General features: G+C 54.2%; 24 protein-coding genes. 11 read left to right on the top strand and 13 right to left on the bottom strand.

Annotated features, from left to right (window positions below; all coding sequences use genetic code 11):
• Window positions 1-44: 44 nt before the first annotated feature.
• Complete coding sequence (locus ACG0Z5_RS03800) at window positions 45-704, bottom strand: tellurite resistance TerB family protein (protein WP_394445464.1); 660 nt, start codon at window positions 702-704, stop codon at window positions 45-47.
• A 177-nt stretch (window positions 705-881) separates the two neighbouring features.
• On the opposite strand from ACG0Z5_RS03800, the gene purT reads away from it, so the two are divergent.
• Window positions 882-2,060, top strand: a complete 1,179-nt coding sequence (gene purT, locus ACG0Z5_RS03805; RefSeq protein WP_394445465.1) for a formate-dependent phosphoribosylglycinamide formyltransferase — start codon at window positions 882-884, stop codon at window positions 2,058-2,060.
• A gap of 73 nt (window positions 2,061-2,133) precedes the next feature.
• On the opposite strand, the gene ACG0Z5_RS03810 is transcribed toward purT, so the two are convergent.
• The 3 genes from ACG0Z5_RS03810 to zwf form a co-directional block, all read right to left on the bottom strand.
• Entirely contained in the window at window positions 2,134-2,772 is a 639-nt protein-coding gene (locus tag ACG0Z5_RS03810; protein ID WP_319627857.1) for a bifunctional 4-hydroxy-2-oxoglutarate aldolase/2-dehydro-3-deoxy-phosphogluconate aldolase, read from the bottom strand.
• A 39-nt stretch (window positions 2,773-2,811) separates the two neighbouring features.
• Window positions 2,812-4,623, bottom strand: coding sequence for a phosphogluconate dehydratase (gene edd, locus ACG0Z5_RS03815; protein WP_394445467.1), 1,812 nt, complete (start codon window positions 4,621-4,623; stop codon window positions 2,812-2,814).
• Window positions 4,624-4,857: 234 nt separating this feature from the next.
• Window positions 4,858-6,333 carry a glucose-6-phosphate dehydrogenase gene (gene zwf, locus ACG0Z5_RS03820; protein ID WP_394445468.1) on the bottom strand — a complete coding sequence of 492 codons (1,476 nt, stop codon included), beginning with the start codon at window positions 6,331-6,333 and terminating at the stop codon, window positions 4,858-4,860.
• 356 nt (window positions 6,334-6,689) lie between these two features.
• Between zwf and ACG0Z5_RS03825 the strand changes: the two genes are divergently transcribed.
• From ACG0Z5_RS03825 to ACG0Z5_RS03845, 5 genes are all read left to right on the top strand, one after another.
• Entirely contained in the window at window positions 6,690-7,559 is an 870-nt protein-coding gene (locus tag ACG0Z5_RS03825) for a MurR/RpiR family transcriptional regulator (RefSeq protein ID WP_394445469.1), read from the top strand.
• A gap of 125 nt (window positions 7,560-7,684) precedes the next feature.
• Window positions 7,685-9,127 (top strand): pyruvate kinase, encoded by a 1,443-nt coding sequence (gene pyk / locus ACG0Z5_RS03830; RefSeq protein ID WP_394445470.1) that lies wholly within the window; start codon window positions 7,685-7,687, stop codon window positions 9,125-9,127.
• A 224-nt stretch (window positions 9,128-9,351) separates the two neighbouring features.
• A complete protein-coding gene (locus ACG0Z5_RS03835) occupies window positions 9,352-10,566 on the top strand; it encodes a PfkB family carbohydrate kinase (RefSeq protein ID WP_394445471.1) in 1,215 nt (404 codons plus the stop codon).
• Window positions 10,563-11,531 carry a nucleoside hydrolase gene (locus ACG0Z5_RS03840; protein WP_394445473.1) on the top strand — a complete coding sequence of 323 codons (969 nt, stop codon included), beginning with the start codon at window positions 10,563-10,565 and terminating at the stop codon, window positions 11,529-11,531. The genes ACG0Z5_RS03835 and ACG0Z5_RS03840 overlap by 4 nt, the downstream gene beginning before the upstream one ends.
• Complete coding sequence (locus ACG0Z5_RS03845; protein ID WP_394445475.1) at window positions 11,528-12,757, top strand: NupC/NupG family nucleoside CNT transporter; 1,230 nt, start codon at window positions 11,528-11,530, stop codon at window positions 12,755-12,757. The genes ACG0Z5_RS03840 and ACG0Z5_RS03845 overlap by 4 nt, the downstream gene beginning before the upstream one ends.
• 61 nt (window positions 12,758-12,818) lie before the next feature.
• Here the strand turns inward: ACG0Z5_RS03845 and lpxM are convergent, their stop codons facing one another.
• The 3 genes from lpxM to znuA form a co-directional block, all read right to left on the bottom strand.
• Window positions 12,819-13,793, bottom strand: coding sequence for a lauroyl-Kdo(2)-lipid IV(A) myristoyltransferase (gene lpxM / locus ACG0Z5_RS03850; protein ID WP_394445476.1), 975 nt, complete (start codon window positions 13,791-13,793; stop codon window positions 12,819-12,821).
• A 119-nt stretch (window positions 13,794-13,912) separates the two neighbouring features.
• On the bottom strand, window positions 13,913-15,238 hold the full coding sequence (gene mepM / locus ACG0Z5_RS03855) for a murein DD-endopeptidase MepM (RefSeq protein ID WP_394445477.1): 1,326 nt from the start codon (window positions 15,236-15,238) through the stop codon (window positions 13,913-13,915).
• Between the two features lie 15 nt (window positions 15,239-15,253).
• On the bottom strand, window positions 15,254-16,198 hold the full coding sequence (gene znuA, locus ACG0Z5_RS03860; protein ID WP_394445478.1) for a zinc ABC transporter substrate-binding protein ZnuA: 945 nt from the start codon (window positions 16,196-16,198) through the stop codon (window positions 15,254-15,256).
• A gap of 77 nt (window positions 16,199-16,275) precedes the next feature.
• Between znuA and znuC the strand changes: the two genes are divergently transcribed.
• Together znuC and znuB are read left to right on the top strand one after the other, a co-directional pair.
• Entirely contained in the window at window positions 16,276-17,031 is a 756-nt protein-coding gene (gene znuC / locus ACG0Z5_RS03865) for a zinc ABC transporter ATP-binding protein ZnuC (RefSeq protein ID WP_394445479.1), read from the top strand.
• Window positions 17,028-17,813, top strand: a complete 786-nt coding sequence (znuB, locus tag ACG0Z5_RS03870) for a zinc ABC transporter permease subunit ZnuB (RefSeq protein ID WP_394445480.1) — start codon at window positions 17,028-17,030, stop codon at window positions 17,811-17,813. The genes znuC and znuB overlap by 4 nt, the downstream gene beginning before the upstream one ends.
• Window positions 17,814-17,845: 32 nt before the next feature.
• Here the strand turns inward: znuB and ruvB are convergent, their stop codons facing one another.
• Together ruvB and ruvA are read right to left on the bottom strand one after the other, a co-directional pair.
• The gene (gene ruvB, locus ACG0Z5_RS03875; RefSeq protein WP_319627844.1) at window positions 17,846-18,856 is read right to left on the bottom strand and encodes a Holliday junction branch migration DNA helicase RuvB; all 1,011 of its coding nucleotides are present in this window, start codon (window positions 18,854-18,856) and stop codon (window positions 17,846-17,848) included.
• Between the two features lie 8 nt (window positions 18,857-18,864).
• Complete coding sequence (ruvA, locus tag ACG0Z5_RS03880; RefSeq protein WP_394445481.1) at window positions 18,865-19,476, bottom strand: Holliday junction branch migration protein RuvA; 612 nt, start codon at window positions 19,474-19,476, stop codon at window positions 18,865-18,867.
• A gap of 212 nt (window positions 19,477-19,688) precedes the next feature.
• Between ruvA and ACG0Z5_RS03885 the strand changes: the two genes are divergently transcribed.
• Window positions 19,689-20,276, top strand: coding sequence for a YebB family permuted papain-like enzyme (locus ACG0Z5_RS03885; RefSeq protein ID WP_394445482.1), 588 nt, complete (start codon window positions 19,689-19,691; stop codon window positions 20,274-20,276).
• Between the two features lie 28 nt (window positions 20,277-20,304).
• On the opposite strand, the gene ruvC is transcribed toward ACG0Z5_RS03885, so the two are convergent.
• From ruvC to aspS, 4 genes are all read right to left on the bottom strand, one after another.
• Window positions 20,305-20,826: a crossover junction endodeoxyribonuclease RuvC gene (gene ruvC, locus ACG0Z5_RS03890; RefSeq protein ID WP_319627841.1), complete on the bottom strand. Its 522-nt coding sequence runs from the start codon at window positions 20,824-20,826 to the stop codon at window positions 20,305-20,307.
• A 34-nt stretch (window positions 20,827-20,860) separates the two neighbouring features.
• The gene (locus ACG0Z5_RS03895) at window positions 20,861-21,601 is read right to left on the bottom strand and encodes a YebC/PmpR family DNA-binding transcriptional regulator (RefSeq protein WP_319627840.1); all 741 of its coding nucleotides are present in this window, start codon (window positions 21,599-21,601) and stop codon (window positions 20,861-20,863) included.
• Window positions 21,602-21,687: 86 nt separating this feature from the next.
• Window positions 21,688-22,131 carry a dihydroneopterin triphosphate diphosphatase gene (gene nudB, locus ACG0Z5_RS03900; RefSeq protein WP_394445483.1) on the bottom strand — a complete coding sequence of 148 codons (444 nt, stop codon included), beginning with the start codon at window positions 22,129-22,131 and terminating at the stop codon, window positions 21,688-21,690.
• A gap of 1 nt (window position 22,132) precedes the next feature.
• The gene (gene aspS, locus ACG0Z5_RS03905) at window positions 22,133-23,920 is read right to left on the bottom strand and encodes an aspartate--tRNA ligase (RefSeq protein WP_394445484.1); all 1,788 of its coding nucleotides are present in this window, start codon (window positions 23,918-23,920) and stop codon (window positions 22,133-22,135) included.
• Between the two features lie 246 nt (window positions 23,921-24,166).
• Here aspS and ACG0Z5_RS03910 point away from each other — a divergent pair, with 246 nt between their 5' ends.
• Together ACG0Z5_RS03910 and ACG0Z5_RS03915 are read left to right on the top strand one after the other, a co-directional pair.
• A complete protein-coding gene (locus ACG0Z5_RS03910) occupies window positions 24,167-24,733 on the top strand; it encodes a hydrolase (protein ID WP_394445486.1) in 567 nt (188 codons plus the stop codon).
• Window positions 24,730-25,548, top strand: coding sequence for a DUF72 domain-containing protein (locus ACG0Z5_RS03915; RefSeq protein WP_394445488.1), 819 nt, complete (start codon window positions 24,730-24,732; stop codon window positions 25,546-25,548). The genes ACG0Z5_RS03910 and ACG0Z5_RS03915 overlap by 4 nt, the downstream gene beginning before the upstream one ends.
• Window positions 25,549-25,567 lie beyond the last annotated feature (19 nt).

A 25,567-nucleotide genomic window follows, 5' to 3' on the forward strand; every position in this document is an offset into this window, starting at 1 on the left:
GGCAAATGTGCAGAGCGATGCAAGCGAAACATGCCATTCTGTCGTTAAAGCGACTGTTTTTGCGCTTTTAAATCCGCTTCGATGCCATCGCGCACCTCCTGAGGAATTTTCAGCGCATCGCCGAGCGCATTAAGATAGCTCCGCTCCATAAAGTGATCGATATCGATGGCGGCACAGCTGAGGAAATAAAGCTCCAGGGCTTCCTCTTCATTGCGTACATCTTTCGCCAGCCGTTGCGGATCCAAAGGCTGAGCAATCGCTTTCTCGACCAGCTCACGCCCCTGCGCTTCCACCCCCGCTTCACGCAGCTGCTGGTCAATCGCCGCACGTTCTTTCTCGTCGATGTGCCCGTCACTTTTCGCCGCAAACACCAGCGCCAGAATCAAACGCTCGGTGCGCACATCCAACGGGCTGGTTTGCTGCCCATACTGCGGCTCGCCCTGATGAGCGGTGCGGATCTTGTCTTTGTATTTGTTCCATAACACGGTACCTGCCACCGCCCCGCCGCCGACCAGCAGCGCGCCGGTGCCATATTTTGTCAGCAATTTACGTGACGATTTACTGGAGACCAGTAACCCAGCCAACCCGCCGAGCGCCCCCGGCACCAGCAGTTTACTGAGGCCCTGCTCGCCCGATGACTGAGCAGAGGAGGAAGAAGATGATTGTCCGAGCAGTGATTGAAGCTGATTGAGCCAGTTTGCCATTTTGCCCTCACGACGCAGTAATAATTTCCTTAGCCTAAGCGAGACGATGTCAGGAAATGTCTGGCCTGGCTAAAGATGCGCAAAGTACAACGTTTCATCCGGGGTCAGGTTGCCACAAGACACACGCAAACGTTTTCGTATATACTGACGTCCATTTTTTTACTGTGGAAATTCGTTATGACTGTACTAGGCACCGCGCTGCGTCCGGCGGCAACCCGCGTAATGTTATTGGGCTCTGGCGAGCTGGGTAAGGAAGTGGCTATTGAATGCCAGCGGTTGGGGATAGAAGTTATCGCCGTCGATCGCTATGCAGACGCGCCGGCGATGCACGTGGCCCATCGCAGCCATGTCATTAACATGCTGGACGGGCAGGCGCTGAAGGCGCTGGTCGAACGGGAAAAACCGCACTTCATCGTGCCGGAAATCGAAGCCATCGCCACCGATATGCTGATAGAGCTGGAACTGGCGGGTCAAAACGTGGTGCCCTGCGCCCGCGCTACCAAACTCACCATGAACCGCGAGGGCATTCGTCGTCTGGCGGCAGAAGAGCTTCGCCTGCCAACGTCGAGCTACCGTTTTGCTGACAGTGAAGAGAGTTTCCGCGCGGCGGTGTCTGAAATCGGCCTGCCCTGCATCATCAAACCGGTAATGAGTTCTTCCGGCAAAGGTCAGAGTTTTATTCGCCGCGAAGATCAACTCGCGGCGGCGTGGGAGTATGCCCAACAAGGTGGACGGGCAGGCGCCGGACGTGTGATCGTTGAAGGCGTGGTGAATTTTGATTTTGAAATCACGCTACTGACCATCAGCGCGGTGGACGGCGTGCATTTCTGTGCCCCTATCGGTCATCGTCAGGAGGATGGCGACTACCGCGAATCATGGCAGCCCCAGCAGATGAGTGCCCTGGCCCAAGAGCGGGCGGAAAACGTCGCTCGTGAAGTGGTGCTGGCGCTCGGCGGCTACGGTTTGTTTGGCGTGGAACTGTTTGTCTGTGGCGATGAGGTGATTTTCAGCGAAGTGTCGCCGCGCCCGCATGACACCGGGATGGTGACGCTCATCTCCCAGGACCTGTCGGAGTTTGCCCTGCACGTTCGCGCGTTTCTGGGTCTGCCGATTGGCGCCATTCGCCAGTACGGCCCTTCTGCCTCGGCGGTAATTCTGCCCCAACTGACCAGCCAGAATGTTCGCTTCAATAACGTGGAAGCCGCACTGGGTGCGGGCGTGCAGTTGCGTCTGTTCGGTAAACCAGAAATTGAAGGCACGCGTCGGCTGGGCGTAGCGTTAGCGACGGCTGATGATGTTGAATCGGCGGTTGCACGGGCAAAAGCCGCTACAGGTGCGGTGGTCGTTCAGGGGTAAGTTGTTCAGGGGTAAAAAAGGCGGGTCGCATTAACGCGACCCGCCCAGTTTTCCGTTCAGCCAGCAAACGTGATTACTTCGCGCCTTCAACCGCTTCGCGAGCAATTTTGGTGATGCGGTCGTAATCGCCCGCTTCCAGCGCATCCGCTGGAACCAGCCAGGAACCCCCGATGCACAGCACGCTTTTCAGCGCCAGGTAATCGCGATAGTTCGCCGGGGAGATGCCGCCAGTTGGGCAGAAACGAATATGCGCGAACGGACCAGCAATCGCTGCCAGCGCTTTGGTGCCACCGTTGGCTTCTGCCGGGAAGAATTTGAACTCTTTCAGCCCGTAGTCCATGCCCAGCATCAGTTCAGACACGGTGCTGATACCTGGGATCAGCGGAATGGTGCCTTCGGTTGCCGCTTTCAGCAGCGGCTCGGTCAGACCCGGGCTAATCGCGAACTGTGCGCCCGCTTCCGTCACTTCTTTCAACTGCTGTACGTTAGTCACGGTACCGGCCCCAACAATAGCGTCCGGCACTTCCTTCGCGATAGCACGGATGGCATCCAGGGCGCATGGCGTACGCAGGGTCACTTCCAGAACACGGACGCCACCTGCAACCAGCGCTTTTGCCATCGGCACCGCGTGTTCCAGTTTATTAACCACGATAACCGGGACAACCGGGCCGTTGGTCAGGATAGCTTCTGCACTTGTTTTCCAGTTTTTCATCAGAGTTTTTCTCTCGCCAGAATGATCAATCTTGTCGTATTAAAAAGTGATGCAGGTCGCGCCCTGCTCGGCACCGGAGAGATTCTCACGCAGTGCGCTAAACATTTCACGCCCGGTCCCTACCCGGGATGCACTCAGGTCCGGCAGATGCGGTTTACGAGCAGCCAGTTCGGCTTCATCTACCAGCAGCGTCAGCTCGCCGGTTTGTCCATTGACGCGAATCATGTCGCCGTCGCGAACTTTCGCCAGCAGCCCGCCGTCATAGGCTTCAGGCGTGACATGGATGGCTGACGGCACTTTACCGGATGCGCCTGAGAGTCGTCCATCGGTAACTAATGCGATTTTGAAACAGCGGTCCAATAATACACCTAATGGCGGCATAAGTTTATGCAATTCTGGCATGCCGTTGGCTTTTGGTCCCTGAAGACGCACCACGACGACGCAATCTTTGTCCAGCAGGCCCGCTTCAAACGCTGGCAGCACGTCATGTTGGCTCTCAAACACCACCGCCGGGGCTTCGATAATCTGGTTCTCAACCGGCACGGCGGACGTTTTCATCACTGCCCGACCGAGGTTGCCACTCAGCACTTTGGTGCCGCCGTGATGCGAGAACGGTTTATCAATGCTGGCGATCACGCTGTCATCCAGCGACGTCTCGGCCCCTTCACGCCAGTCCAGCTCGCCGTTATTGAGCCACGGCTCCATGGTGTAACGACGCAGGCCGTGACCGGCGACGGTTTCTACGTCCTCATGCAACAGACCGCCTTTCAGCAGTTCACGCACCAGGACAGGCACGCCGCCTGCCGCCTGGAAGTGGTTGATATCCGCCGGGCCGTTCGGGTACAGGCGAGCCATCAGCGGCACCACGTCAGACAGGTCAGAGAAATCATCCCAGTTGATGATAATCCCCGCCGCACGCGCCATCGCCACCAGATGCATGGTGTGGTTAGTGGATCCCCCGGTCGCCAGTAGCGCCACGATGCCGTTGACCACCACTTTCTCATCGAACATTTTACCCAGCGGCATCCATTCGTTGCCGTTGCCGGTCAAACGGGTGACCTGACGGGCGGCGGCGGCGGTCAATGCTTCACGCATTGGCGCATCCGGGTGTACAAACGACGACCCCGGGAGCTGCATGCCCATGAACTCGATAACCATCTGATTGGTGTTCGCTGTACCGTAGAAAGTACAGGTTCCCGGCGCGTGGTAGGAGGCGGCTTCGGATTCAAGCAGCGCCATCCGGTCGACTTTACCTTCCGCATACAGCTGACGAATACGGACTTTTTCTTTGTTCGGCAGACCGCTGGCCATCGGGCCAGACGGAATGAAAATCGATGGCAGATGACCAAACGACAGTGCGGCCATCGCCAGGCCCGGGACAATTTTGTCACACACACCGAGATAAAGCGCACCATCAAACATGTTGTGAGACAGCCCTACCGCCGCCGACATGGCAATCACTTCCCGGCTGAGCAGAGACAGCTCCATTCCATCCTGCCCCTGGGTTACGCCATCGCACATGGCAGGTACCCCGCCCGCAACCTGTGCTACGGCGTTTACTCCTTGCAGCGCTTTGCGGATAACGTCCGGGTAATGCTCGTAAGGCTGATGGGCGGAAAGCATGTCGTTATAGGAGGTAATGATGCCGATATTGTTACGCAGCATACTTTTCAGCGAGGCCTTGTCGTCTGGCTGGCAGGCCGCGAACCCGTGTGCGAGGTTACCGCAGGCCAGACGGGAGCGCTGAACGGTGTCAGATTTAGCCTGATTGATGCGCGCGAGGTAGGCGCGACGGGTGTCTTTCGAACGCTCGATAATGCGATTTGTTACGCGTAACAATGACGGATTCATAATAGCTCCTCAAATACTGAGTGTCTGGGCTTAGGCATTAACACGATATTCAGGAGTCATTAACAATGCTGAAACGCGCTTGTGCTGTAGCTCAGGGGCAAATTCATCTTCCGTCAGTGTAATAAAAAAAGCCCCGGTGGTGAACCATCCGGGGCTTAAAAGTATAAATATCGTATGAGATGCTGTGTCAGATCATGTTACCGGTAAAATACCCTCATTGGGGTATCTCCGCGATCACTCAAATTCGTTCCACGACCGTCCATCACGGGTGATCATCGCCACGGAAGCAACCGGACCCCAGGTGCCAGCCTGATACGGTTTTGGCGCATCCTGATCGGCGGCCCAGGCTTCGGTAATGGAGTCGACCCATTTCCACGCCTCTTCAACTTCGTCACGGCGGACGAACAGCGCCTGAATCCCACGCATGGTTTCCAGCAGCAGGCGCTCATATGCGTCGGCCAGATGCGTTTCATTGAAGGTTTCGGAGTAGCTCAGATCAAGCTTGGTGGTTTGCAGGTTGTGCTTGTGATCCAGACCCGGCACTTTGTTGAGGATCTGAATATCCACGCCTTCGTCCGGCTGCAGACGGATGGTCAGTTTGTTCTGCGGCAGCTCCTGCCAGGACTCTTTGAACAGATTGAGTTCCGGGGTTTTGAAGTACACCACCACTTCTGAACATTTGGTCGGCAAACGCTTACCGGTACGCAGATAGAACGGCACGCCAGCCCAGCGCCAGTCGTCAATATCCACACGGATAGCAACGAACGTTTCAGTGTTGCTGCTCTTGTTAGCACCCTCTTCTTCCAGGTAGCCCGGTACTTTTTTGCCCTGAGCAAAACCAGACGTGTACTGACCGCGAACGGTTTTATCACGTACGTTGGAGCGGTCGATACGACGCAGGGATTTCAGCACCTTCACTTTGGCATCACGAATGCTGTCAGCGCTCAGGTCTGACGGCGGAGACATGGCAATCATGCACAAAATTTGCAGCAGGTGGTTCTGGATCATGTCGCGCATCTGTCCGGCCTGATCGAAGTAACCCCAGCGGCCTTCGATACCCACTTCTTCCGCCACGGTAATTTCCACGTGATCGATAGTGCGGGAATCCCAGTTATTGATGAACAGAGAGTTAGCGAAACGCAGCGCCAGCAGGTTGAGCACCGTCTCTTTGCCGAGATAGTGGTCGATACGATAAACCTGGCACTCTTCGAAATATTCACCAACCTGGTCGTTGATTTCGCGGGAGGTCGCGAGCGACGTTCCCAGCGGTTTTTCCATTACCACGCGCGCCGGTTTGGCGTTGAGCTTCGCTTCGCCCAGGCCTTTGCAGATAGCGCCAAACGTGCTTGGCGGCATGGCGAAATAGTTGATGGTCACGCGCTCTTTCTGATCGAGCAGTTTGCCGAGACGGGTGAAGGATTTGGTGTCGTTGACATCCAGATTGCAGAAGTCCAGGCGCCCGCTCAGGGTGTCCCACAGACTTTCATCAATCTTCTCCTTCATGAAGGTTTCCAGCGCCTCGCGCACCACTTTGGTGTATGCATCTTTGTCCCAATCGGCACGTCCGACCCCAAGGATCCGCGTGTCCGGATGGATCTGGCCTGCTTTCTCCAGTTGATACAGGGAAGGCAGCAATTTACGGCGCGCCAGGTCACCCTTCGCGCCGAAAATGACCAGATCACATGCCTGGGCCGTTTGCGTTACCGCCATGTCATTCTCCTCAGTTGGATTGCCTGGTACGTCTGCCAGGCGCTATTTGTAATTTTCTTACGCTGCACTGTACTGTGTTTACGTTAATGTCGAAACCCCTTCGCCCTACCGAGGCCAGATAAAGGCATTTCTCGGCTAAAAACCGCCTGCAAAGGAGAGCCAACTCACTCTTTTTGCTCGCTGTTTCGCCAAAAGGGCAGTGGCAAAAGTCGACTGTGATCATGTAATGAAAAAAAACAACGTAAATTGTTCTCTTTCCTCTGCATTACAGAGTTCACAGGGGTATATTCTCACTAAATTGCCCGGCGATTTCACCCATTAATGGAATCGCTTTCACCGATGAGCGCCTGTTAACCATGAACATGCTGGAAAAAATCCAGTCCCATCTGGAAAACCTTAGCAAATCCGAGCGTAAAGTGGCGGAGGTTATCCTCGCGTCCCCTTCCGAGGCCATCCACTTAAGCATCGCCACACTGGCATTACAGGCTGCGGTCAGCGAGCCCACGGTTAACCGTTTTTGTCGTAGTCTGGATACCCGTGGCTTTCCTGATTTTAAGCTGCATCTGGCGCAAAGTCTTGCGAACGGCACACCTTACGTCAACCGTAACGTCGATGAGAACGACAGTGTGGACGCCTATACCGGCAAAATTTTTGAATCCGCGATGGCCAGTCTCGACCACGTGCGTCACTCGCTCGATATGTCAGCCGTCAATCGCGCCGTTGACTTGCTGACCCAGGCCAAAAAGATAGCGTTCTTCGGATTAGGTTCTTCCGCCGCCGTGGCGCATGATGCGATGAACAAATTTTTCCGCTTCAACGTGCCGGTGATCTATTCCGATGACATCGTCTTGCAACGCATGAGCTGTATGAACTGCAGCGAGGGTGACGTTGTGGTCCTCATTTCTCACACTGGCAGGACGAAAAGTCTGGTGGAACTGGCGCAACTGGCGCGTGAAAACGATGCGATGGTGATAGCGCTCACCTCGGCAGGCACGCCGCTGGCACGTGAGGCGTCATTAGCCATCACGCTTGACGTGCCGGAAGATACTGACATTTATATGCCGATGGTTTCCCGGCTGGCCCAGTTAACGGTTATCGACGTGCTCGCAACCGGATTTACCCTGCGCCGCGGGGCAAAATTCCGGGATAACTTGAAGCGGGTCAAGGAAGCATTGAAGGAATCGCGGTTTGATAAAGAACTGCGAGTGAGCAGTGATAACCATTAAAAGTTTATAACAAGCTTGTAACTTATTTGTACATTCGGGTAAGTTCCAGCATTAGACTATGCACAGGTGGAACCCCTAAATTCCTTTTCACGCAACACCAAATTGTTTCAGCAACGGAGTATTACATGTCCAGAAGGCTTCGCAGAACCAAAATCGTGACCACATTAGGCCCGGCTACTGACCGCGACAATAACCTTGAGAAGGTGATTGCGGCTGGCGCGAACGTTGTCCGCATGAACTTCTCCCACGGCAGTGCCGAAGACCATCAAATTCGTGCCGACAAAGTGCGCGAAATCGCGGCTAAACTGGGACGCCACGTCGCTATTCTTGGCGATCTGCAGGGACCAAAAATCCGCGTATCGACCTTCAAAGAAGGCAAAGTTTTCCTCAACATCGGCGACAAATTCCTGCTTGATGCCAACCTGGGTAAAGGTGAAGGCGACAAAGATAAAGTCGGGATCGACTACAAAGGTTTGCCTGCTGACGTGGTTCCGGGCGACATCCTGCTGCTTGACGACGGCCGCGTACAGCTGAAAGTGCTGGAAGTTCAGGGCATGAAAGTGTTCACCGAAGTCACCGTCGGTGGCCCGCTGTCTAACAACAAAGGCATTAACAAACTTGGCGGCGGCCTGTCAGCTGAAGCGCTGACTGAAAAAGACAAAGCCGATATTCAGACTGCGGCGAAGATTGGCGTCGACTATCTGGCCGTCTCCTTCCCGCGCTGCGGCGAAGACCTGAACTATGCTCGCCGTCTGGCGCGCGATGCAGGCTGCGATGCGAAAATCGTTGCCAAAGTTGAGCGTGCAGAAGCCGTGTGCAGCCAGGACGCGATGGATGACATCATTCTCGCCTCTGACGTGGTGATGGTCGCCCGTGGCGACCTCGGCGTTGAAATCGGTGACCCTGAACTGGTCGGCATTCAGAAGGCGCTGATCCGGCGCGCCCGTCAGCTGAACCGTGCAGTCATCACCGCCACGCAGATGATGGAATCGATGATAACCAACCCGATGCCAACCCGAGCTGAAGTCATGGACGTGGCTAACGCCGTGCTGGATGGTACCGATGCGGTCATGCTGTCTGCGGAAACCGCCGCCGGTCAGTATCCGTCAGAAACCGTTGCGGCGATGGCACGCGTATGTCTGGGTGCAGAAAAAATCCCAAGCATTAACGTCTCTAAACACCGTCTGGACGTACAGTTCGACAACGTGGAAGAAGCGATCGCCATGTCGGCGATGTATGCCGCTAACCACCTGAAAGGCGTGTCCGCGATTATTACCATGACGGAATCTGGCCGTACCGCACTGATGACGTCTCGTATCAGCTCCGGCCTGCCAATTTTCGCGATGTCCCGCCATGAACGCACGTTGAACCTCACCTCCCTGTATCGTGGCGTGACCCCGGTTCACTTCGACAGCGCGACCGATGGCGTGGCTGCTGCCAGCGATGCGGTGAATCTGCTGCGTGACAAAGGCTATCTGGTGTCTGGCGATCTGGTTATCGTTACCCAGGGCGACGTCATGAGCACCGTGGGCACCACCAATACCACGCGCATTCTGACCGTCGAATAAGCCCCTATTGGTTGGCGCTCGCCAACACATGTCATTGCTAAGCCAGGAGAAATAACGCTCCTGGCTTTTTTTATCTTCTCGGCAGACGTTGATACAGTAATAAAACGGACAAACTGTCCGATCCCACCTTCTTTATGTGACTACAAACACGTTCACTCGACGACCACGCCGTTAATATGCGCTCCAACCACTCGAGGTCATGCCATCCAGTAAAGAGCATTGTCATGCCTTATAACTACAAAAAAATGAGAAGCGAGTTTATTCTCACCGAAATACGACGACTTAAAAAAGTCACCGTAAAAACACTCGCTAACCAATTAAATGTCACGGAAAGAACCATTCGCCGCGACCTGGTGGAATTGAAACGCACAGGAAATATTAATATTCATTACGGCGGAGCTTCATTGCTTAATAAAATGGGCCCCGACCTTTATTGGAATGATCCACTTTTGCTGCATAACAATATGGATGTTAAGACAACCACTACCCAAACGTCATCTGCCTTGAAAAAAGGGAATGTTTTTATTTTGGGTTCATTTAATACTGACCTGGTTTACCGTCTGGCACATTTCCCGGCATCGGGTGAAACGACCAGAGCGTTGTATTCTTGCTGCTTACCGGGCGGAAAAGGGTGTAATCAGGCCGTGGCATCGGTTAACGCCCTGGCTGCCACACACTTTGTTGCCAAAATAGGTGAAGATGAGTATGCCCATAAGGCACGATTATTTCTTGAAACCATTGGACTGGCGTCTCTGACGTTATTCACCCACCCACAATGCCCGACCGGCAGCGCTGTTGTGATGGTCTCAGAATCTGAAGGCGACAATGCCATCGTGATTAACCCTGGAGCCAATCAAACATTCTCCAGCGCCGAAATAACGTCATGCCACACCTCAATCGCGCAGTCAGATGTTTTTCTTATCCAGATGGAAAATAATCCGGATGCAAGCGGACAGGCCCTGACCTACGCGCAAAAATGTGGTCTGACAACAATTTTTAACCCAGCACCGTGGCGTCCGGAAGTCCTCGATTTATTGCCCTTCGCGACCATCGTGACGCCCAATCTTACAGAGGCGGAGGCAATCACCTCCATGACGATTCACTCAAAGCAGGATATTCGCCAGGCCGCGGAGCAAATTCGTTTGCTGGGTCCCCACATCGTCATTATTACCCTCGGCAAAGAAGGATGCTGGATGTTCGATGGTGAGCAACACCGTGAATATCCGGCGTTTCCCGCCGTAAATATTGATACTGCCGGGGCGGGTGATGCCTTTAATGGCGCGCTAGCGGCTCGTTTGGCCAATAGTGACAGCCTTGACCTTGCTGTTCGCTATGCCAGCGCATTTGCCTCCCTTGCGGTCGAACGGTCCGGCGCAGCAAATATGCCTGAGCACACAAAAGCACTCGAGAAAATGTCTGAAGACAGGAGTTCGCAATGACCGCCACACTTTTTCCCAAACTTTCCCGTACCGAGCGCATCGACCTGATGACTATTCCGCCCCACGGAGAGGTCCCGGTGGTGATTGATAGCGACACATTTAATGAGATTGATGACCAAATGGCGATAGCCTGGGGAATGCTAAGACCCGACCGTCTCGATCTTCAGGCTATTTATGCCGCCCCTTTTACAAATCATTTTTTTGGCGAGAATGCCTCTCATACCTTTGTCGATAATCCGGCAACAGGTATGCAACTCAGCTATGAGGAAATTCATCGGGTATTCGAAAAGCTGCCTCTGTGTAAAAATCCGCCACCGGCATTCAAAGGTGCAACTCGCTATCTCAGCGAGCAATCGGAGCCTGAGTCCACTGCCGCTACACGCGATTTAATTACTCGAGCACGCGCGTCTTCCGATACATTGCAGGTCATTGCGATTGGCGCCCCCACTAATGTGGCCAGCGCTCTGCTTCAGGCACCAGACATTATCCATAATATTCATATCATTTGGCTCGGCGGCAACAGTTACGATTGGAAAGATAATCAGGAATTTAATTTGATGCAGGATTTGCGCGCCAGTAGAGTTCTGTTTGACAGCGGTGTCGCCCTGACTCAAATTCCCTGCTTTGGGGTAGCCAACTGCATGGCATCATCGGTACCCGAAATTCAGTATTACCTGGCAAACACCAGCCAGATAGGCAACTATTTTGCAAATATTGCACCACGCTGTCCATGGATAGGTTTCGCCTCCCGAAAGGTGATCTGGGATATTACCACCCTCGGTTTTGTGCTCAATTCAGACTGGTTCACCACTGAACTGCGTCCTTCACCGCTGATCAACGACAATCTCGCGTGGAGCTTCGATAATCGACGACATCTGATTCAGGTCGTCAAATTCATTGAGCGTGATGAACTGTTTAAAGACATGTTTCATCAACTTATCAACGCAGATAAGGACCCGGTATGAAAATCGTTATTATCTGCACGGGTATCGTTGTTCTGTTAGCCATCGCACTTTTGTTCTCAGAAAATAGGCGTGCCATTAACATTCGTACTGTTGGTGGCGCATTCGCCATTCAGGCGGCTATTGCGGCCTTCATCCTCTACGTACCCGCGGGTGAACGCATTCTACTCAGTATTTCTACTGCTCTGTCGGGAATGCTAAATTACTCATCAGAGGGCATTAACTTTATATTTGGCGATTTAGGCCGTTTCAAAGTCGGTTTTGTATTCGCGTTCCACGTTCTGCCCATTATCATTTTCATGTCTGCCCTTTTTTCTGTGCTCTATTATCTGGGGATCATGCAATGGGTTATCCGTTTGCTCGGCACTGGGATCCACAAAGTATTGCGTACAAGTCCCGCAGAATCGATGGCCGCCACGGCAAACATCTTCGCGGGCAATACCGATGTATTTGTGCTGATGCGCCCCTATGTGCCGAAAATGACGCAGTCTGAGCTTTTTGCGTTGATGTGCGGAGGGGTGGCTTCCATCGCTGGATCGGTGCTGGTCGGGTATGCCAGTATGGGAATTGAAATCCGTTATCTTGTGGCCGCCTCATTTATGTCCGCGCCTGGTGGTTTGCTAATGGCCAAAATCATGTTCCCGGAAACGGAACCGAACAACGTGGCCAATGTGTCAACTACGGCATTCGGCACTGAAGAGAAACCGATTAACATCATCGAGGCTGCTACAAACGGTGCCAGCACGGGTCTCAGGCTGGCCGTTAACGTTGGGGCAATGCTGCTGGCGCTTATTGCGCTGATAGCAATGATGAATGGATTATTGGGCTGGATGTTCAGTCTGGTGGGATTTCAGGGCTTCACGCTGCAACTTATCTTTAGTTATATTTTTGCCCCCGTCGCCTGGCTGCTGGGCGTGCCTGCTGCGGAGATGTTGTCCGTGGGCAATCTGTTGGGGCAAAAGCTGGTCCTGAATGAGTTTGTCGCTTACACCAGTTTCATCCCGATGAAAGCCCAGCTATCAGAATATTCACAGGTCATCGTGATTATGGCGCTGGCGGGATTCGCCAACCTTTCCTCTCCTGCGGCGCTTATCGGCGTATTGGGGAGCCTTGCTCCTGCTCAGAAAAGCTTTATCGCCAAAATGGGGATGAAGGTGATCCTCGCCGGTACTTTATCCAACTTGTTAAGTGCCGCATTGACCGGGCTGTTCTTTACGCTATCGCATTAAACAAGCGTCGGCGCTGGCCGACGCTCCTTCAAGACTAAGAAACAGCGCGCTTGACGCGTTTCTATTTTTTCTTCGGAAACAGGTCTTTGCGCTTATACGGCTCAATATCACCCGCTTTGCGGGTTTTGAGCAATTTGAGGATCCAGGTGTATTGCTCGGTATGCGGTGTGACGAACACTTCCACTTCCTCGTTCATGCGCCGGGCAATGGTCGTGTCATCGGCCGTTAGCAGGTCGTCCATCGGTGGACGAATTTCTACCGTCAGACGATGCGTTTTTCCGTCGTAGACCGGAAACAGCGGAACGACTCGCGCACGGCAAACTTTCATCAGGCGACCAATCGCCGGGAGTGTTGCCTTGTAGGTGGCGAAGAAGTCGACGAATTCGCTGTGCTCCGCGCCGTGATCCTGATCGGGCAAATAGTACCCCCAGTATCCCTGCCGGACCGACTGAATGAATGGCTTAATACCGTCATTCCGCGCGTGCATCCGCCCGCCAAAGCGGCGACGCACGGTGTTCCAGACGTAATCAAACACCGGGTTGCCCTGGTTGTGGAACATCGCCGCCATCTTCTGCCCTTTCGAGGCCATCAGCATCGCCGGAATATCCACGCCCCAGCCGTGCGGTACAAGGAAGATAACCTTCTCGTTATTGCGCTGTAGCTCCTCGATGATTTCAATGCCGTGCCAGTCAACGCGTTGCAGGATTTTTTGGGGATTGCCAAGCCCAAGTTCCGCCATCATGACCATTGCCTGCGGCGCAGTAGCATACATTTCATCAATGATGGCCTCACGCTCAGCGTCGGTTTTTTCCGGGAAGCAGTACAGCAGATTGATTTGCGCCCGGCGTCGGGAGCTCTTTGCCAGCCGTCCCACCTTTTTCCCCAGTGCGCCAAGGATCGGATCGCGGAACGACGCAGGCGTCAGCGCAATCCCGGCGAAGGCCAGAACACCCAGCCACGAACCCCAATAGCGCGGATGTAAAAAAGCTTTTTCGAACTGAGGAATATACTCAATGTTATTTTTTTTCGTTTCCATGCCTGTTCCTGAGTCGTACCGGGAAAAGAGAAAGATGCTGATAGTTTAGCGACGTGCCAGGCCTGGCACAAAAGAAAAAGCCGATGCCCAGTCAGGCATCGGCTTTAGAAGCACAATAATCAGTCAATTTGCAGCTGTGGAACTACCTCTTTGACCTGGGCCAGGTAATCACGACGATCGGAACCGGTCAGCCCTTCGGTGCGTGGCAGCTTCGCCGTTAACGGGTTAACTGCCTGCTGGTTAATCCAGACCTCATAGTGCAGATGTGGCCCGGTTGAACGACCGGTGTTACCCGAAAGCGCGATACGGTCACCGCGTTTCACTTTTTGCCCCGGTTTCACCAGCAGTTTACGCAGGTGCATGTAGCGGGTGGTGTAGGTACGCCCATGACGAAGCGCTACGTAATAACCCGCCGCCCCGCTGCGTTTCGCTACCACCACTTCACCGTCACCGACGGCTAATACCGGTGTACCCTGCGGCATGGCAAAATCGACGCCTTTATGCGGGGCAACACGCCCGGTCACCGGGTTCAGACGACGCGGGTTAAAGTTGGAGGACACGCGGAACTGGCGCGAGGTCGGGAAGCGCAGGAAGCCTTTCGCCAGACCCGTACCGTTCTTGTCGTAGAATTTGCCGTCTTCAGCACGGATGGCGTAATAATCTTTGCCATTGGAACGCAGACGCACGCCAAGCAGCTGACTCTGTTCACGCTTACCGTCCAGCATTTCGCGAGACATCAGCACCGAGAACTCATCGCCTTTCTTCAGTTTGCGGAAGTCCATCTGCCACTGCATAGCTTTGATCACCGCACTGACTTCGGTGCTGGTTAAACCGGCATTTCGCGCGCTGGTCACGAAGCTGCCGCCAACCGTGCCTTTAAACACGTTATTGACCCAGTCGCCCTGCTGCGTTTCGCTGCTCATTTTGAACGCGTTTGCCGTTTTATCGTAGGTACGGGTTTCGCGGCGGGACATTTCCCATGTCAGACGCTGTAAATCGCCGTCGGCGTTGAGCGTCCATGAGAGTTGTTGTCCAATTTTAAGGTTACGCAGATCTTTATCCGCGGCGGCCAGCTGGCTGATATCACCCATATCAATACCATACTGGTTAAGAATGCTGCTGAGCGTATCGCCCGTTGAGACGACATATTCGTGCACCCCGGCATCGCTGTCCGCTTTATCGTCCAGCTCATCCTGTGGGATGGCTTCATCTTCCTGCGCAGCCTGATCGATAGGCTCGCTGGCTTCAGGCAGCAGAGAACGGATTTCGCTTTTTTCGAGCTCAATGGTTCTGACAATCGGGGCCGTGGATGAATGGGGGTGGTACACGTACGGTCGCCATACGGCGACCGCTAAGGTCAAAACGGTCAACGACCCCAACATAACGCGGTGGGGTCGCGGCAAATTATTAAATGCCAGGGCGACAGAGCGGGCTATCTGTTGCACGTATTCACTTCCTCGTTAATCTCCTTTCAGGCAGCTCGAATATTGGTTCGCCAGTTGAGTCAGAAAAGCGGAATAACTCGCTTTGCCCAACGGGATATCGGTACCGAGCGGATCCAGCGTTCCCATTCGAACGGAGGTTCCGCGGGCTACCGCTTCCACCACTGCCGGCCTGAATTGTGGCTCAGCAAAAACGCAGGTCGCTTTTTGCTCAACCAACTGTGTTCTTATTTCATGTAAACGCTGCGCACCGGGTTGGATTTCAGGGTTGACGGTAAAATGCCCCAAAGAGGTCATTCCGTAGTGTTTCTCGAAGTAGCCATAGGCGTCATGAAAAACGAAATACCCTTTTCCTTTCAACGGTGCCAGCTCGGTACCCACCTGCTTATCGGTCGCGGCTAATTGTGCCTCGAAATCCTTCAGGTTGGCGTCTAGTTTGGCTCGACTTTGCGGCATAAGTTCCACTAATTTATCGTGGATTGCAACCGCCGACAGGCGCGCTATCTCTGGTGAGAGCCACAGATGCATGTTGTATTCCCCGTGATGGTGATCTTCATCACCTTTTTCTGCAGAACCGTGGTCATGCCCGTGATGGTCATCGTCATCGTCTACCCCTTTCATGAGCAGCGGTTTCACTCCCGGCAGCGTCGAAAGCGTAACCTTTTTTGCTTCAGGGAACGCTGTAGCTGTCTTGTCCATAAATGCTTCCATTTCTGGACCAATCCATACCACTAAGTCGGCGTTTTGTAAGCGTTTTGCATCGCTTGGGCGCAGCGAGTAATCATGCTCGGATGCGCCGTCAGGCAGTAAAACCTGGGTATCGGTGACACCGTCGGCGATGGCTGAGGCAATAAATCCGAGCGGTTTGAGCGAGGCAACAACGGCAGCGTTGGCCTGGGTCGCAGCAGTGCTCCAAATAACGGTGGATAATGCAGCGAAAAGAAGCGTCTTTTTATGTAACATAATGCGTCTTATCATCGTAATGAATTAAAGAAGTGTGATATTATAACATTCACTGACTTGTGCAACCTCAAATTGTGATGACGAATCTTGTAACGCTCGAAAATGTCTCAGTCGCCTTCGGTCAGCGCCGCGTGCTGTCTGATATCTCGCTGGCGCTTAAGCCTGGCAAAATTCTTACGCTTCTTGGGCCAAATGGCGCAGGAAAGTCGACGCTCGTCCGGGTGGTTCTTGGTCTGGTAGCACCAGACGCCGGGGTCATCAAGCGAGAGGGCAAATTGCGGATTGGCTACGTCCCGCAAAAATTACACCTCGACGCAACGCTGCCTTTAACGGTTAACCGTTTTATGCGCCTGCGCCCTGGTACCCGCAAAGACGATATCCTCCCGGCGTTGAAACGCGTTCAGGCAGGCCATTTGATGGAAGCCCCGATGCAAAAACTCTCCGGCGGGGAAACACAGCGCGTATTGCTCGCCCGTGCCCTGCTCAACCGTCCGCAGCTGTTGGTGCTTGATGAGCCGACTCAAGGGGTGGATGTGAACGGTCAGGTCGCGTTGTATGACCTTATCGATCAGTTGCGCGCTGAACTCGACTGTGCGGTGCTGATGGTGTCCCACGATCTGCACCTGGTGATGGCTAAAACGGACGAAGTGCTGTGCCTGAACCATCACATCTGCTGTTCCGGCACGCCGGAAGTGGTGTCGATGCATCCAGAATTTATTTCGATGTTCGGTCCGCGTGGCGCGCAACAGCTGGGCATTTATCGCCATCAGCATAATCACCGTCACGACTTACAAGGACGCATTGTGTTGCGCCGAGGGAACGACCGCCCATGATTGAATTACTGTTTCCCGGCTGGCTGGCCGGTGTAATGCTGGCCTGCGCTGCCGGGCCGCTGGGCTCGTTTGTGGTCTGGCGTCGGATGTCCTATTTTGGCGATACCCTCGCCCATGCCTCGTTACTGGGCGTGGCGTTTGGCCTGCTGCTGAACGTGAATCCTTTTTATGCGGTGATTGCCATTACTCTGCTGCTGGCTGGCGGACTGGTCTGGCTGGAGCGGCGCCCGCATCTGGCTATCGATACCCTACTCGGCATTATGGCCCACAGCGCATTATCGCTGGGCCTGGTGGTGGTTAGCCTGATGTCCAACGTGCGCGTGGATTTGATGGCCTATCTGTTCGGCGATCTGTTGGCCGTCACCCCGCAGGATCTCATCTCCATTGCGTTGGGCGTGATTGTGGTAGTGGCGATTTTGCTGTGGCAGTGGCGTAATTTGCTGTCGATGACCATCAGCCCGGATTTGGCATTTGTTGATGGCGTGAAGCTGCAACGGGTAAAGCTGTTGCTGATGCTGGTTACCGCATTAACCATTGGTGTGGCAATGAAATTTGTCGGGGCGCTGATTATCACCTCGTTGCTGATCATCCCAGCGGCAACCGCCCGTCGCTTTGCGCGGACGCCAGAACAGATGGCGGGGATTGCCGTCGGCGTGGGAATGATTGCCGTCACCGGTGGCCTGACGTTCTCGGCTTTTTACGACACGCCCGCCGGGCCGTCAGTGGTGCTGTGCGCCGCCGCGATGTTTATTCTTAGCATGAGTAAAAAAACCGCCCAGTGAGGGGCGGTTTTTTCATGCGTTACCTCTGCGGTTCAGGGCATTTCGGGCGGGGTGATACCGAAGTGATTCCAGGCACGTACCGTCGCCATGCGGCCACGCGGCGTGCGCTGTAAAAAGCCCTGTTGGATGAGGAACGGTTCCAGCACATCTTCTATGGTTTCGCGCTCTTCGCCGATGGCCGCCGCGAGGTTATCAAGTCCCACCGGGCCGCCGAAGAATTTGTCGATTACCGCCAGCAGCAGCTTACGGTCCATATAATCGAAACCTTCCGCGTCCACGTTCAGCATATCCAGCGCCTGCGCGGCGATATCCCCGGAAATGGTGCCGTCGTGTCGCACTTCGGAAAAGTCACGCACGCGACGCAGCAAACGGTTGGCGATACGTGGTGTACCACGCGCCCGACGCGCTACTTCCAGCGCCCCTTCGTCACTCATTTCCAGCCCCATGAAACGCGCGCTGCGCCCGACGATATACTGCAGATCGGGCACCTGATAGAACTCCAGACGCTGTACGATGCCAAAACGGTCACGCAGCGGCGAGGTCAGCGAGCCCGCACGGGTGGTGGCGCCAATCAGGGTGAACGGCGGCAGGTCGATTTTGATCGACCGCGCGGCAGGGCCTTCACCAATCATGATATCCAGCTGATAGTCTTCCATCGCCGGATACAACACCTCTTCCACTACCGGGGACAGACGGTGAATTTCATCGATGAACAGCACGTCATGCGGTTCAAGGTTGGTGAGCATCGCCGCCAGATCGCCCGCTTTTTCCAGCACCGGGCCTGACGTGGTACGCAGATTGACGCCCATTTCATTGGCGACAATGTTTGCAAGGGTGGTTTTGCCGAGCCCCGGCGGGCCAAAAATCAGCAGATGATCGAGCGCTTCGCCGCGCAGCTTCGCCGCCTGGATAAAGATTTCCATCTGCGAGCGCACCTGCGGCTGGCCGATATACTCTTCGAGCAGCTTGGGGCGAATAGCGCGGTCAACAACATCTTCCGGTACGACGCTGCCTGCAGAGACCAGGCGGTCAGCTTCAATCATCCGTTACCTCACATCGCGGCGCGAAGCGCGTCGCGGATTAGCGTTTCACTGCTGGCATTCGGGGTGGCGATTTTGCTCACCAACCGGCTGGCTTCCTGTGGTTTATAGCCCAGCGCCACCAGCGCGGCAACCGCTTCCTGCTCGGCATCGTCAGTAGCCTGGCTTGCCGGGGAGGTCAGAACCAGATCGGACGCCGGGGTAAACAGGTCGCCATGCAGGCCTTTGAAGCGGTCTTTCATTTCAACAATTAAGCGCTCAGCGGTTTTCTTACCCACGCCTGGCAGCTTGACCAAAGAGCCAATTTCTTCGCGCTCAACGGCATTCACAAACTGCTGTGCCGACATGCCGGAGAGGATAGCCAGGGCCAGTTTTGGGCCGACGCCATTCACTTTAATCAGCTCGCGGAACAGCGTGCGTTCTTGTTTATTGTTAAAGCCATACAGCAGTTGCGCATCTTCACGTACCACAAACTGCGTAAACACGATGGCCTCTTTGCCCTGATCGGGCAGTTCATAGAAACAGGTCATTGGCATATGCACTTCATAGCCAACGCCACCCACCTCCAGTAGTACCAGTGGGGGTTGTTTTTCCAGAATGATGCCTCTGAGTCTGCCGATCACGTGACGCTCCTGCGTTGGGGACAAAGTACGAATGCTATATCATAAAAAAAGACTGGATAAATATCCAGCGAGATTTGTGTTGGCGTAAGGAAATCTCACAGCAGACGACAATTTTCCCTTTTCCTTGATTCTGTTGTTGCTACTTTCGGTCAAAAAAATAATATAGCCGATAATTATCTTTTATTTTTATCATTATTTAAAGGAATATAATAATGCCCAAACATTACCCGGAAAAATATGAAGTCGGTGATGTCGTATTTACCTGTATCGGCACCCCGCTTTTCGGACAAATTTCTGCGGCCTCAAAATGCTGGAGCAATCATGTAGGAATAATTATAGGTCATGATGGTGATGATTATGTCGTTGCCGAAAGCCGTGTTCCCCTTTCAACAACCACCTCTCTCAATCGCTTCATCAAGCGCTCGGCCAGCGAGCGCTACTGCATCAAACGGTTGGTAGAAGGATTATCACCCACCCAGAAAGATTCATTACTCGAACAGGTTCCTGCAAGGTTACGCAAAATCTATCACACCGGATTTGATTATGATTCTTCGAAACAGTTTTGCTCGAAATTTGTTTTTGATATTTATAAAGAGGCATTATCGGTCAATATTGGGAACGTTGAAACATTCAGCGAGTTATTGAATAACAATCCTGATGCAAAATTAAATTTCTGGAAATTTTGGTTTTTAGGTTCTATTCCATGGGAAAGGAAGACGGTGACACCCGCCAGTCTATGGCACCATTCTTCGCTATCGATGGTTTATGCAAGCCATCCGGCAGAGATGAATCAACCGTAAACGACGTTTGCGGTTGATTGGCAAAGGTCTAGCGTAATCTTCCGCGCGCCAAATTGAGCCGCGAGTCGCTCATCTGCATCGCGTTTTGGCTCACGTGACAATGCGTGATGGCAATCGCCAGCGCATCGGCGGCATCGGCCTGCGGGTTCGCCGGCAGTTTCAGCAAGGTTCGCACCATATGCTGCACCTGCGCTTTTTCCGCGCTACCAATTCCGACCACCGTTTGCTTCACCTGACGTGCCGCGTACTCAAATACCGGCAGATCCTGATTCACAGCAGCAACAATCGCCGCGCCGCGCGCTTGTCCAAGCTTCAGCGCCGAGTCGGCGTTTTTGGCCATGAACACCTGTTCAATGGCAAAAAAATCAGGCTGAAACTGGGTGATAATTTCCGACACGCCTGCGTATATCAGCTTCAGGCGCGACGGCAGGTCTTCTACTTTGGTGCGGATACATCCACTGCCAAGATAGGTTAACTGCCGTCCGACCTGGCGAATGACGCCGTAACCAGTGACGCGCGAGCCCGGGTCAATACCGAGAATGATGGACATCACGCGCCTCCAGTGGTGGTGTTAAGCTGCCCCATTAGAGCGTAGCTGCAACCTCATCAGAGATCTCACCGTTGTGATAGACTTCCTGCACGTCATCGCAGTCTTCGAGCATGTCGATGAGACGCAGCAGTTTCGGTGCTGTTTCTGCATCCATGTCGGCTTTGGTCGAAGGGATCATCGACACTTCAGCGTTGTCCGCTTTCAGACCCGCAGCTTCGAGTGCATCGCGCACCGCGCCCATTTCTTCCCACGCGGTATACACGTCAATCGCGCCATCGTCATAGGTCACAACGTCTTCTGCACCGGCTTCCAGCGCTGCTTCCATTACCGCATCTTCATCGCCCGCTTCGAAGGAAATCACCCCTTTTTTGCTGAACAGATAGGCTACGGAACCGTCGGTGCCGAGGTTACCACCGGTTTTGGTGAAGGCATGACGCACTTCAGCCACGGTACGGTTACGGTTGTCGGACAGACATTCCACCATTACCGCCGTGCCACCAGGGCCGTAACCTTCATAAATGATGGTTTCCATGTTCGCGTCTTCGTCACCGCCGACGCCACGCGCGATGGCGCGGTTCAGCGTGTCGCGCGTCATGTTGTTAGACAGCGCTTTGTCGATAGCCGCACGCAGACGCGGGTTAGACGCGGCATCGCCGCCACCCAGACGGGCTGCAGTCACCAGCTCACGGATGATTTTGGTAAAGATTTTACCGCGCTTGGCATCCTGTGCCGCTTTGCGGTGTTTGGTGTTGGCCCACTTGCTATGACCTGCCATAAATAATTCTCCACTTCCCGTCGCCTTTACGCCCTCAGGTGTGAGCGGGCTTGCCGCCTTCCTGAGAACGTAAGTTCCTGGGAAAACTAATTAAGGTTAATTACAAATTCTTCAATCGCCTGCCGGTTACTCCACGACTTAGTGAGTGCGGCCGCCTCAACGGCAGCAACCCAACGCCAGGCGAGATGTTCACTTATCTCAATCTGACGTTCATGGGGCAGCGCAAGACAAAACCACGATTCGGTATTGCGCTCGATACCCGGAGCATAGCGATGACGTAAATGCGTAAAAATTTCAAACTCTACCGTGCGCTGACAGTCAATTAAGGCCAATGGCTCTGAGGCTACGTCAATGGCGACCTCTTCCTTTACTTCACGCGCGGCAGCTTGCGACGCGGTTTCGCCCTCTTCCAGGCTGCCGGTGACCGACTGCCAGAAATCAGGGTCATCGCGTCGCTGCAACATCAGCACCCGCTTCGTGTCCTGCGCGTAAATCACTACCAGAACGGAAACGGGACGCTTGAAGGGCATATTACTTGTTCTCCGCAGACTCTTTTGGCTCTTTAGCCACAACCTGAATACCCAGCTCGCCGAGAGAGGCCGGATTGGCGAAGCTTGGGGCTTCGGTCATCAGGCACGCTGCAGCGGTGGTTTTCGGGAAGGCGATAACGTCACGGATGTTATCAGTGCCGGTCAGCAGCATAGTCAGACGATCCAGACCAAATGCCAGACCAGCGTGCGGCGGCGTGCCGTACTTCAGGGCGTCGAGCAGGAAGCCGAATTTCTCGCGCTGTTCCTGTTCATTAATGCCCAGAATGCCGAATACGGTCTGCTGCATTTCACCGCTGTGAATACGCACGGAACCACCGCCAACTTCATAGCCGTTAATAACCATGTCGTAGGCGTTCGCCACCGCCTCTTCCGGGGCGGCTTTCAGCTCGCTGGCAGACATATCTTTCGGCGAGGTGAACGGATGGTGCATTGCAGTCAGACCGCCTTCACCGTCGTCTTCAAACATTGGGAAGTCAACCACCCACAACGGTGCCCATTTAGCTTCGTCGGTCAGGCTCAGGTCTTTACCCAGTTTCAGACGCAGCGCGCCCATTGCGTCAGCGACCACTTTCTTGTTATCAGCGCCGAAGAAAATCATGTCGCCGTCTTGCGCACCGGTACGGGCGAGGATGGCTTCCACGATCTCAGCGTTGAGGAATTTCGCGACCGGGCTGGTGATACCTTCCAGGCCTTTCGCGCGTTCGGTGACTTTGATGTAAGCCAGACCTTTCGCGCCATAAATTTTGATGAAATTACCGTAGTCATCGATTTGCTTACGGCTCAGGGCAGCACCGCCCGGAACGCGTAGCGCGGCAACGCGGCCTTTGGCATCGTTAGCCGGGCCTGCAAACACAGCAAACTCAACGCCTTTCACCAGGTCTGCTACATCGACCAACTCCATCGGGTTACGCAGATCCGGCTTATCGGAACCATAACGACGTTCAGCTTCGGCGAAGGTCATGATCGGGAAGTCGCCCAGATCCACACCTTTGATTTCAAGCCACAGCTGACGTACCAGCGCTTCCATCACTTCACGCACCTGAGGCGCAGTCATGAAGGAGGTTTCTACGTCGATCTGGGTAAATTCAGGCTGACGGTCAGCACGCAGGTCTTCGTCACGGAAGCATTTAACAATCTGATAGTAGCGATCGAAACCGGACATCATCAGCAGCTGTTTGAACAGCTGAGGAGACTGTGGCAGTGCGTAAAACTTACCTTTATGCACACGGCTCGGGACCAGGTAGTCACGCGCGCCTTCCGGCGTGGCTTTGGTCAGCATCGGGGTTTCGATATCGAGGAAACCGTGGTCATCCATAAAACGACGCACGAAGCTGGTAATTTTGGCGCGGGTTTTCAGGCGGTTCGCCATTTCCGGGCGACGCAGGTCAAGATAGCGGTACTTCAGGCGCGCTTCTTCGGTGTTGACGTGGTTGGAATCAAGCGGCAGAGATTCTGAACGGTTGATGATAACCAGGTCGGATGCCAGCACTTCGATTTCGCCGGTCGGCATATCGCTGTTGACGTTTTTGGCGTCACGCGCACGCACGGTGCCGGTAATTTGAATGCAAAACTCGTTGCGCAGTTCGGAAGCCAGCTTTAAGGCCTCGGCACGATCCGGATCGAAAAAGACCTGCACGATGCCTTCGCGGTCACGCATATCGATGAAGATAAGGCTGCCGAGGTCACGGCGGCGGTTGACCCAACCACACAGAGTCACCTGCTGCCCAACGTGGGACTGACGCAGCTGCCCGCAATATTCTGTACGCATGAGAGTTCCCTTAAACTTAGCCGCAGGCACACTTGTTGCAGCTTTAGCTGAATGTCACAACTGGATGAAAAAAGGGGGCTATTATACTGGAAATTCTGCCGTACGATAAGCCCGTCGCGCACCAGGCGCGCGTTTGCTGTACGCTTGTTGCGGAGACTCACAAAAATTAACAAAATTTGTGACGCGCGCCCAGACTGACTCAGCGTATTGTTAGCCACCTAATTATGTGATTTAACGGGGATAAATATGTTGGAATTAAACGCACAAAAAACGGCACTGGTGGTTATCGACTTGCAGGAAGGCATTCTACCCTTCGCTGGCGGGCCGCACGCTGCCGGTGACGTCGTGGCCAAAGCGGCGAAACTGGCTGCCAAATGTCGCGAGCAAGGTTCACCCGTTGTCATGGTTCGCGTTGGCTGGTCTGCCGATGGTGGCGATGCCGTTAACACCCTGGTCGATGCCCAGATGCCTGCACATCAGTTGCCCGAAAACTGGATGACCTATCCACCTGCGCTGGGCAAAAAAGAGACCGATATCGAAGTCACCAAACGCCAGTGGGGCGCGTTTTACGGCACCGAACTGGAATTGCAGCTGCGCCGTCGCGGGATTGATACCATTATTCTGTGTGGCATCTCTACCAATATTGGCGTGGAGTCTACCGCCCGTAATGCCTGGGAACTGGGCTTCAATCTGGTTATCGCCGAAGATGCATGCAGCGCCGCCAATGCCGAACAGCACCAGGGCAGCATGACTCACATCTTCCCTCGCATTGCCCGCATTCGTAGCACCGAGGAGATCCTCGCGGCAATATGATCTACATCGGGCTTCCACAATGGTCGCACCCAAAATGGGTGCGGCTGGGTATAACCGGTCTTGAAGAGTATGCCCGCCACTTTAACTGTGTGGAGGGCAATACCACGCTGTATGCGCTTCCCAGAGCCGAAATCGTGCTGCGGTGGCAGGCACAAACCAGTGATGAATTTCGTTTCTGCTTCAAATTTCCGTCCACCATCAGCCATCAGGCGGCACTTCGTCACTGCGATGACCTGACGGCAGAGTTCTTCGATCGCATGGATCCGCTGGCCCCGCGTATTGGCCAATACTGGCTGCAATTGCCCGCAACGTTTTCTCCCGCTGACCTGCCTGCTCTGTGGCATTTTCTCGACCGTCTGCCGGATGCCTTTTCCTATGGAGTCGAAGTGCGTCACCCTCTCTTTTTTGCCAAAGGCGAAGAGGAAAAACAGCTGAACCGCGGGCTGAATGAACGCGGTGTGAATCGCGTGATTCTTGACAGTCGCCCGGTGCACAGCGCCATTCCTCATACCGAGGCAATAATCGATGCACAGCGCAAAAAGCCCAAAGTTCCGGTGCATGCGGTGGTGACTGCCAGCCAGCCGATGGTACGGTTTATCGGCAGCGATAACATGACACAAAATCGTGAACTGTTTGCCGTGTGGCTCAAAGCGTTGCCGCAATGGGCGCAGACCACCACCCCGTATCTTTTCCTGCATACGCCCGATATCGCCCAGGCACCTGAATTGGTTGATGCCTTGTGGCATGACCTGCAGGCTGCAATTCCGGACATCGGCCCTGCCCCCGCCATCCCGCAGCAAACTTCTCTATTTTGAGTTATCCTTCCTCGCATAG

The organism is Scandinavium sp. M-37, assembly GCF_043558715.1.
GTDB classification, from domain to species: domain Bacteria; phylum Pseudomonadota; class Gammaproteobacteria; order Enterobacterales; family Enterobacteriaceae; genus Scandinavium; species Scandinavium vulneris_A.

Excerpts from the sequence above, each read along its gene's own strand:
- edd (WP_394445467.1), bottom strand. The coding sequence starts at position 4,623 with ATGAATCCGTCATTGTTACGCGTAACAAATCGCATTATCGAGCGTTCG.
- aspS (WP_394445484.1), bottom strand. The coding sequence starts at position 23,920 with ATGCGTACAGAATATTGCGGGCAGCTGCGTCAGTCCCACGTTGGGCAG.
- ACG0Z5_RS03810 (WP_319627857.1), bottom strand. The coding sequence starts at position 2,772 with ATGAAAAACTGGAAAACAAGTGCAGAAGCTATCCTGACCAACGGCCCG.
- nudB (WP_394445483.1), bottom strand. The coding sequence starts at position 22,131 with ATGCCCTTCAAGCGTCCCGTTTCCGTTCTGGTAGTGATTTACGCGCAG.
- znuB (WP_394445480.1), top strand. The coding sequence starts at position 17,028 with ATGATTGAATTACTGTTTCCCGGCTGGCTGGCCGGTGTAATGCTGGCC.
- lpxM (WP_394445476.1), bottom strand. The coding sequence starts at position 13,793 with ATGGAAACGAAAAAAAATAACATTGAGTATATTCCTCAGTTCGAAAAA.
- zwf (WP_394445468.1), bottom strand. The coding sequence starts at position 6,333 with ATGGCGGTAACGCAAACGGCCCAGGCATGTGATCTGGTCATTTTCGGC.
- ACG0Z5_RS03885 (WP_394445482.1), top strand. The coding sequence starts at position 19,689 with ATGCCCAAACATTACCCGGAAAAATATGAAGTCGGTGATGTCGTATTT.
- znuC (WP_394445479.1), top strand. The coding sequence starts at position 16,276 with ATGACGAATCTTGTAACGCTCGAAAATGTCTCAGTCGCCTTCGGTCAG.
- ACG0Z5_RS03845 (WP_394445475.1), top strand. The coding sequence starts at position 11,528 with ATGAAAATCGTTATTATCTGCACGGGTATCGTTGTTCTGTTAGCCATC.
- pyk (WP_394445470.1), top strand. The coding sequence starts at position 7,685 with ATGTCCAGAAGGCTTCGCAGAACCAAAATCGTGACCACATTAGGCCCG.
- ruvC (WP_319627841.1), bottom strand. The coding sequence starts at position 20,826 with ATGTCCATCATTCTCGGTATTGACCCGGGCTCGCGCGTCACTGGTTAC.
- purT (WP_394445465.1), top strand. The coding sequence starts at position 882 with ATGACTGTACTAGGCACCGCGCTGCGTCCGGCGGCAACCCGCGTAATG.
- ACG0Z5_RS03895 (WP_319627840.1), bottom strand. The coding sequence starts at position 21,601 with ATGGCAGGTCATAGCAAGTGGGCCAACACCAAACACCGCAAAGCGGCA.
- ACG0Z5_RS03835 (WP_394445471.1), top strand. The coding sequence starts at position 9,352 with ATGCCTTATAACTACAAAAAAATGAGAAGCGAGTTTATTCTCACCGAA.
- ACG0Z5_RS03800 (WP_394445464.1), bottom strand. The coding sequence starts at position 704 with ATGGCAAACTGGCTCAATCAGCTTCAATCACTGCTCGGACAATCATCT.
- ACG0Z5_RS03840 (WP_394445473.1), top strand. The coding sequence starts at position 10,563 with ATGACCGCCACACTTTTTCCCAAACTTTCCCGTACCGAGCGCATCGAC.
- znuA (WP_394445478.1), bottom strand. The coding sequence starts at position 16,198 with ATGTTACATAAAAAGACGCTTCTTTTCGCTGCATTATCCACCGTTATT.
- ACG0Z5_RS03825 (WP_394445469.1), top strand. The coding sequence starts at position 6,690 with ATGAACATGCTGGAAAAAATCCAGTCCCATCTGGAAAACCTTAGCAAA.
- ACG0Z5_RS03910 (WP_394445486.1), top strand. The coding sequence starts at position 24,167 with ATGTTGGAATTAAACGCACAAAAAACGGCACTGGTGGTTATCGACTTG.
- ACG0Z5_RS03915 (WP_394445488.1), top strand. The coding sequence starts at position 24,730 with ATGATCTACATCGGGCTTCCACAATGGTCGCACCCAAAATGGGTGCGG.
- ruvB (WP_319627844.1), bottom strand. The coding sequence starts at position 18,856 with ATGATTGAAGCTGACCGCCTGGTCTCTGCAGGCAGCGTCGTACCGGAA.